Here is an 8,088-nt window from a genome sequence, read left to right as displayed (position 1 = left end):
GGCGGTAACAGGGGTTCGAATCCCCTTGGGGACGCCATATCTTCTTTCTTCTTAAAATCCATAAACCCCATTAGATTTAATCATTTAAATTACTTTTCGGTAATTTTATTTATTTCTGCTAGCTTTAATCATGCGTCTGCTTTTTGCTTGTTTAAATATTAATCTAAGTGTTGCTGTTTTTGATCCGCAACAAAGTTTTCTTAGTTTTTGTCACATTCAGGCTAAAGTAATGATTTATTATTGTTTTTTAATCGTTTGAGTGAAGACTATGGCAACAGGAAGATCCGACTATACCAATCGAGAATATGATTACCCAAATACCTATAACTTACTCTCTACTACCAATGTAAATGGTCAAATCAAATACGCCAATAAACAATTTTGTGAAGTAGCAGGGTTTGAACTAAAAGATTTAGAAGGGAAACCACATAATATTGTACGACATCCCACTATGCCCAAAGTTGCGTTTAAGAACTTATGGGATTTTATTGGCTCAGGAAAGCCTTGGATGGGGATGGTAAAAAATCGTTGTAAAAACGGCGACCATTATTGGGTGAATGCTTATGTAACACCAATTGCAGATAAAAACGGGAAAATAGTAGAGTATCAGTCAGTTAGGATCAAACCTGACAGAAATGTAGTGAATAGGGCTGAAAAAGTCTATGCACAACTAAATAATGGCACACCGCCTGAATCAATTGCTAGGCAATCATGGTCACTATCGAGTCAAATGATAGCGATTATTATCGCGTTTTATGTACTCACATTATTTTTAACGTCGTTAGCTTCTCCTTGGTCTTATATATTGGAGACGGTTCTTGTGATAGGTATTATTGCGTTAACGTATTCTCGTTTAGCGCCAATTAGAGTGTTGAGTGAAAAAGCAAAGAAAGTATATGACAACCCGCTTATGCAAAAAATTTATCTAGATCGCGTTAATGATATTAGTGCCATTGAACTGGCGCTGTTAGCCAGAGAATCCGAGTTAAGGGCTGTGTTAGGTCGAGTAAAAGATTCAAGCAGTACAGTAACAGAGCATGCTGATGAGACGGTGGCTGAATGTAATCGCAGTGCCGACTTATTAAACTCTCAGCAAGCTCAAACTGGGTCGTTAGCAACAGCCATTAATGAGATGACGGCCACCATTGCCGAAATTGCCAGCAATACAACCAATGCAGCGTCTCAGTCAGAGTCCGCATTAGAATCGGTTAAGGCTGGAAGCATGGCTGTTAACGAAAATATGGAGAACAACTATGCACTTTCGGAAGAACTATCAAAAACCCAAAAAGATATAGAAGATTTAAACGCGCAAACCGTTAACATTGGCGGGGTTGTTGACGTTATCCGTGGGATATCTGAACAAACTAACTTACTCGCGTTAAATGCAGCGATTGAAGCGGCAAGAGCTGGTGAGCAGGGAAGAGGGTTTGCGGTTGTGGCTGATGAAGTAAGGGCCCTTGCACAAAGAACGCAAGAATCCACGAAAGAAATTGACAGTATCATAGCGGATCTTCGCCAACGCGCTGAGCGTGCCGTGGGTGCAATTCAAAATGGTGTAGATAAGTCAGGGGAATGTGTTAGCAAAGCAGAAGGGACTAAACACAGCTTGGAGAGTATTAATGCACTCGTAAATGATATTTCAAGTTTGAACTACCAAATAGCGACGTCTACAGAAGAAATGTCGGGAGTGTCGAATGAACTCAATAACAATGCTGTAACCATTTCACAGTTAGCGAATGACTCGCTTGAAAGCTCCGATAGAACACTAAAAACCATGTCAGATACGCAAACTTCTTTGGTTGACCAAGAAAGTTTAGTGGATCAGTTTATGGCAAAATTTATTCGATAGAGTTTTTGCATACCAGTAGGGCCTGCATGATTTCAGGCTCTTCTTAATTTACTGTATATTTTCATCGTTGCTGGCCGACGCGAGTTGGGTAAAAATTAGCGCTATTTTTCAGTCAGATAAAGTTTCACATTTGTACAGATGTATTTATAGTGGGGACTTTTCCTTGTCTGAAGTTTTGTGTCTTTTATTCAATAATTCATTTTTACTTCCTTTAGCATAACGGTTATCAGCCTAAGGTAACTTAATAACGGTGCTCTGTACTTTTATAAATCAAATATACCGATAATTTTTAATCTGGTTAATGAATCATTTAGCCCGTTAAAAGAACAATATTTTTGTTAATTTGGTAAAATAAAAGCGCTGAATTTTAGCACCTGACTTAAGGCTGCAGAGCTTAATTTCAATCTATAAATCATAAAAAACTCTTTTTGGCCAGCGAACATTCAATTTCAGTGCTTTTTGACAACGATAAAGTAACTCGAAGCATCTTTATATATTTGTTCACTTTCAACTAGTTGGAAGCTTTCCGTGGTAATGAGTTCATCGATGTGAGCACTTTTGTATCTAACCTCAGGTTTGGATAAGGGTTTTGGAATAGAAAATGTTTTGCAAACAAACTTACGTACAATCCAATGATGATATTTTGTTCAATATCAAGGCGCTTTTATGCAGTAATAGCGGGCTATTACAAATGAAAGCAACGCCGAGAGTGAGAAAAATAGCTTTGTTGGGCAAATTCGCTTATCCAGAGCTGAGGTTATATACGTATTGCAATTGGAATTACCCCTATTTTGGATAATATTGTGACCAGATACATTTGCAGGGAAACGAGTAATGATTTCTTGCCAGCTAGGCAAGGGGTTGAAGAAATAAAGAGACCATCATGTTTGAGCAGTTCATATATTCTTTTGATAACTTTGAGTGGGTTGTCTACGGTATGTAGCATATTAAACGCGAGAACGACCACCTTACATGTCAAAGACAGATCATTGAATGCGTATCGCACACGCAAATTAAATGGATTAGGAACGAAGAAAAATCAGGGTTAACCGTCAACATATTAAGGCTAACACCCTGACCTTGAACTATTTCAGATTATTTTAATCGCGTTTGTCGTGTGAATCATCGTTTGAATTGGTGATAGGCAGTGGCCGTTTATTTACGCATATAACGCGTAAGCCAATAGTCGACACTCACATAACTTCCTGCCCCATTAAAAAACAATACCAATAGCATAATAAAGTACGTGGCAGCAAACTCAATGCCATTTTTTAACACAGTCAGGTGTCCCGCTTCTGATAACCACGCATAATTTCCGTGTTCTTGTAAAATTTCAATAGCCCTATTTTTGCGAATACCGGCTTCAGCAATGAGATCACTTCGCCATTCCCAGGGCACGGTTAATTCCGCTTCTGGTAAAACATGCCAACCAAACTGCCAGTGAGCGCTAATTGCAGCTACCACCATGATGACCATGAGCGGGATTGAGATTAAGCGTACAGCGAAACCAAACAATAATATAATACCGCCGCCAAACTCTGTTAGCGCAGCCAGCCAAGCCATTAATTCAGGCGTTGGAATACTCAAGCTATCGAACCAATAGGTTACATTCTCAATGTTGTTTAACTTGTTGTATCCTGCGAGTATAAAGATAGGCGCTAAATAAACACGCAGTAATAGCGGACCAATAAAGTCGACTTTACCTAATTGTTTGATGACATGTTGATAAGTCATATAGATTTGATTCATGACCATTCCTTAAGTTATCTCTAACTGGTTGAACGGAAATTTTTTACTCGAGAAGCGAGCTTGTAAATCGTCAAAGCCACCGATATGCGTGTTACCAATAAAAATTTGCGGCACCGTTCTACGGTCACTTTTTTTAACCATTGCGGCGAAGGCTGCGGGGTCATTCGTTACGTCAATGGCGTTATATTCAAACCCTTGCTGCGTTAATAGTTGCTTAGCTGCTTTGCAGTAAGGACAGTAATCTTTATGGTAGATAGTTACTTTATTCATACGAAGTTTTCTTACTCTGTTTAACGTAAATTAAGTATACTGTTTGGTAATTCAATCCTTTGTATTCCTAAAGCCTGAAACTATGTCAGAAAGTCCTAATATTTATTTGAGCGATCCTGATCCGCTGAGTGTTTTGCTTACACGCTTAGATTTAAAAGCAGAGGTGTACGTCAATGGTGATTTTTGCGGCGCTTGGGCGATTGATACAGGTGGCAGTAAGCGTATTCCATTTCATTTAGTTGGTTCAGGTAGCGCTTGGTTGCATTTTGATGGAAAAGACGCTCAGCAGTTAAACGCACATGATTTAGTGGTATTTCCTAATGATGCCCACCACATTATATCAAATTCAAAAGCAAAGCCTGCCCTCGAACTCGTTAATACACCAATGAGCAATGATGGCGATATTACTAATATGGTGTGTGGATTTTTTGAATTTCGAAACCCACTGTTGTTTCCAATATTAGCTGCTTTACCTCAAGTTGTTGTTATAAAAACTGGAGAAAAGCAGGATGAGAATAGAATTGCGTTTTTAATAAAGCAGATGTTAAATGAGTTAAAATATGAACGGCCCGGTTTCTATACAGCGATTGATCAAATGGCTTTTTTGATTTTTATCGAAGTGGTGCGCCAGCAAGTCGAAGTTGGGGATTTAAGCAAAGGTGTATTGAGCGCCTTATTTGATCCAAGGTTAGGTAAAGCGTTAAATGCGATCCATCAGCGGCCTGAGTCAGCTTGGACATTGGAGGGGTTAGCACAAGAAGCATTTATGAGTCGTTCGACCTTTGCGGATGTGTTCAGTAAAACAGTTGGGTTAACACCCATGAAATATTTAACACAGTGGCGGATGAGCCAGGCGAGACACCTTTTAAAAACGACACAATTATCAGTTGCGCACATTGCTCAGAAAAGTGGTTATGATTCTGAAGCGGCCTTTCGAAAAGCGTACCGGAATACGTTAGGAGAACCTCCAGGCGTTGTTCGAGCACATTAACTTTAGTAACAATGTTAACCGTGGCGCGCATTGCCGATAAAACCAAAGAGCAAAACGCCGTCGGATAGACGGCGCGCTATTGAAGTTGGTTATAGTTTGTTTGCTGGCACTTTTTCAACAGTTGGCCATTGTTGGTTCGCTTGTGAGATGTGCTTGGGAACATCTTTTTTCCATGCTTTGTAAACACTCAGGTTTTTGTTTACAAATAACTTACCGTCAACGATTTCAAACGCTTTGCCATCGATTTCAAACTTTTTACCAAAAGTCATACCATAGGCACAAAACCCGCCATACTGTGGTGCGTATTTTGATGGGTTGGCTTTAAAAGTATCACGGTTTTTTGCACTACTAAAACGATAAATTGCATCATTGTGAACGGCAGTAAATTTAGCAGAGCCTTCGACAGGCTTATTATCGGTAAAGTAGGCAACAGCATCATGTCCGGCAAGGATGACACCATTGGCATCTGTATCGGTATCAGAACCTGCACTCGCAAAAGCGCTGACACTCAGAGCCAGAATAGCAATAAGGTTTTTGAAAGGGGTTTTAAAAAATGTTGAGAATGACATGGTGTCTTCCTTTTGGGTTATTGTTAAGTACAGGGCTAGTTTAGAGAAAATGGTGTTTAGGGGATATGTTCAAAAGTCAGGTTGTTGTGTCTAAAAGTCCGTAGATCCATTAAGAAATGAGTGAGACCCAGCATGTATAGTTATGTGGATATAACCGATGTTAAATACGTGATATGCAGTGGAGCAATGAAGTCGTAAATAGGCTGTCAGTCAGAGTGGGCATTAGCTCGCAAGTTACCATTGGCATAGTTTGTGAGCTTCTTTGTTGTATTACTGGCGTACCATCAATTTTAACTCTATGCGTATCAATAATTAGTGGGAGTGAGTTGAAAGCGTAATAATGAACTGCTCATTCTGCTCTGTCAGATGAAAGCCGATATTAAAGCGTTGCGCTAGCTTTGTGACTAACGTTAACCCAATACCAAAATGTTCATTGGCTTGAACGACATTTTCTTTGGGTATTGCGTTTAAAAATTGTATCTTCGTTTGGTCAATTAATATTGACCAGTGTCGTTGTTCTAGTTCCGCAGCTGCGTGGTGAACGACATTATTGAATAAATTAAATACGAGTAATTCAAGCACTTCTTCTGGCATGGCGATTGGGCAAGGGTGTTTCACTTCTATGTTTGTTTTTACTTGATGGACAGCCATCAAATCTTGCATGCTGTTGATTGTCTTTCGTATGATGGCAGCTGCATCAATGTGACAATCGTAGGTGTGCTGTGACGTGAGCCATAAAAGGGCGTTGCTTAGTCTTTGCATTCGTTGAACTGATTTTCCTAATCGTTTAAAAGCGGGTACTGAGACTATTTCATTCTGAGTATGTGCTAATAACTCTATAGAGTTTTGCATAACTTGCAGGGGGGTGCGTAATTCGTGTGCCATACCTTGATTGAAGTTTTCCTGCTGTGCTAAAAGCGCAGCTTTTTGATGTAATGCATAATGCAATTCTTCAGCTATTTCCCTCACATCTACTTCTTGAATATTGTTAAACGTTTTGCGCTCCAATGGATAAGTGTTGGTTTTTTTTAAAAACATCTCACGCAGTTGATTAAATGGTTTCAATGCATGCTTAGCTGTCAGGTGCGCTACGCAGTAGGTGAGTAATGCACTAGGAATTAAAAGCACGCATAATATTAGGAAAATATCATCTAAGGCACGTTGTATTATGGCCGCTTCTGTTGTGTCGTATAGTAAAGTACCTTGCTCGGTTACCAAATAGTGATAGTGGTGGTTAGCGACATTAAACTCTCCGCGTTCTTGGTTACTATCTAATTCAAGGTAACGTAGCTTTTGCAGCAAATCAGGCTCTAGAGTTTTATGGGTTTGTATAAAGGTCATGTTGTTAGGTGTTGGGCCGCCATTTTTTATTTGCTCGTGTGCTTGCTTTAGCCTGTCATTTAATAATATATCTTCAAAGGCATACGAGATCAGCAAGATGGCACCAGTAAAAAGCAGCACGATTGAAAAGCTAAGCAGTGATAAAACTCTGACGAGTCTACTTGATAAACTTGGCGCTTCAGTCAGTTTTAGATTAAGTATCATAATAGATAAAGCCTACTTTTCTTGGTCGTCGAGTTGAAACTTATAACCGACACCGCGAATGGTGGTAATAAACTCTTGGCCAAATGTGGTCTTCAGTTGTTTTCTTAACTTGTATACATGTGCCCTGAGCGGATCACTGTCTGGTGTATCCTCATTCCATAAAAATCTATGAATATGCTCGGTTTTCACGGTATTGGGTGCCTTTTGCAATAAGAGTTTTAGTAACTCAAAACCAACCCGATGCAATTGCGTGGAGGTATTGTTAAACGACATAGTCATATCATCGCAGTTCAAGGTAACATCATTTAAGTTAATTTCATTCTTTGAGCTACTGTTATTAGATACCTTCGCTAAACACACGGTAATTCTTGCAGACAGCTCGGCAAGGGAAAATGGCTTCGCTAAATAATCCCACGCACCGCTATCAAACCCAGCCAAGATATCTTTTTCAGTATTTCTAGCCGACATAATGACCACAGGAACTGACGTGAGTTGCGTGGTTAGCAGTGTACGACATACATCTAACCCATCGACAAATGGTAGATTTAGATCGAGCAAAATCAAATCGTAACTATTGGTAGCAATAAAGGTTAATGCCTGTTTTCCGTTATAAGCAAAATCAAGTACGTGTTGGTGTTCAAGGAACTCTGCTATGCCACGTGAAATATCAATGTCGTCTTCTACACATAGTATGTTAGCCATCGTTTTCCCTTTAAAATGCGTTATTCTCAATAAACAGGAGTGTGTTAGTAGGCGAGTAGGTTTCACCCAACTCACCTTGCTTAGCGGCTAATTATTAATTAGTTGGTATACCTGTGGGATCAACCACTTTTCAAGACCAACCCAACCATCTTCAACTTGCATCATAGCAACGACTTCTAGCTCAGATTGCGGGTCGCCCCAAAATATGGTGCCACCCATTCCGCCCCAGAAAAAAGTGCCTTGTTTTCGGGTATCTCCAGTCACTTCTTTAATGCCAATACCATAGCCAAAGCCTGTGCCGTTATATACGCGCGGCATAAAGTGAGTGTCTAAGCCTTTGGTGTGCGAGCTCAGCATTTTGTCGATTAATTCTTCTGACAATAATTGTGCGTTATTGTGCTTACCTCGATTAA

The 8,088-nt window shown here is 39.8% G+C and carries 8 protein-coding genes; 2 read left to right on the top strand and 6 right to left on the bottom strand.

The window, feature by feature from the left end; translation table 11 throughout:
* The first annotated feature begins 268 nt into the window (after positions 1-268).
* Positions 269-1,849, top strand: coding sequence for a PAS domain-containing methyl-accepting chemotaxis protein (locus tag J8L97_RS21910; protein WP_211052777.1), 1,581 nt, complete (start codon positions 269-271; stop codon positions 1,847-1,849).
* Between the two features lie 1,155 nt (positions 1,850-3,004).
* On the opposite strand, the gene J8L97_RS21905 is transcribed toward J8L97_RS21910, so the two are convergent.
* Positions 3,005-3,598: a DoxX family protein gene (locus J8L97_RS21905; RefSeq protein ID WP_247688777.1), complete on the bottom strand. Its 594-nt coding sequence runs from the start codon at positions 3,596-3,598 to the stop codon at positions 3,005-3,007.
* 9 nt (positions 3,599-3,607) lie between these two features.
* Positions 3,608-3,868, bottom strand: a complete 261-nt coding sequence (gene grxC / locus J8L97_RS21900; protein WP_211052776.1) for a glutaredoxin 3 — start codon at positions 3,866-3,868, stop codon at positions 3,608-3,610.
* An 82-nt stretch (positions 3,869-3,950) separates the two neighbouring features.
* Here grxC and J8L97_RS21895 point away from each other — a divergent pair, with 82 nt between their 5' ends.
* On the top strand, positions 3,951-4,859 hold the full coding sequence (locus J8L97_RS21895; protein ID WP_192508173.1) for an AraC family transcriptional regulator: 909 nt from the start codon (positions 3,951-3,953) through the stop codon (positions 4,857-4,859).
* An 89-nt stretch (positions 4,860-4,948) separates the two neighbouring features.
* Here the strand turns inward: J8L97_RS21895 and J8L97_RS21890 are convergent, their stop codons facing one another.
* The 4 genes from J8L97_RS21890 to J8L97_RS21875 all read right to left on the bottom strand — a co-directional run.
* Positions 4,949-5,428, bottom strand: a complete 480-nt coding sequence (locus J8L97_RS21890; protein WP_211052775.1) for a YHS domain-containing (seleno)protein — start codon at positions 5,426-5,428, stop codon at positions 4,949-4,951.
* A 312-nt stretch (positions 5,429-5,740) separates the two neighbouring features.
* A complete protein-coding gene (locus tag J8L97_RS21885) occupies positions 5,741-6,973 on the bottom strand; it encodes a HAMP domain-containing sensor histidine kinase (RefSeq protein ID WP_211052774.1) in 1,233 nt (410 codons plus the stop codon).
* A 12-nt stretch (positions 6,974-6,985) separates the two neighbouring features.
* Positions 6,986-7,675: a response regulator transcription factor gene (locus tag J8L97_RS21880; RefSeq protein WP_192508170.1), complete on the bottom strand. Its 690-nt coding sequence runs from the start codon at positions 7,673-7,675 to the stop codon at positions 6,986-6,988.
* Positions 7,676-7,762: 87 nt separating this feature from the next.
* Positions 7,763-8,088: serine hydrolase (locus J8L97_RS21875; protein WP_211052773.1), on the bottom strand; the 326-nt coding region annotated here is incomplete at its 5' end.

The organism is Pseudoalteromonas sp. MMG012 (assembly GCF_018100875.1).
GTDB lineage: Bacteria > Pseudomonadota > Gammaproteobacteria > Enterobacterales > Alteromonadaceae > Pseudoalteromonas > Pseudoalteromonas aurantia.
Note: the sequence above shows the minus strand (reverse complement) of the source record. Positions and strands in the feature narration are given on the sequence as shown.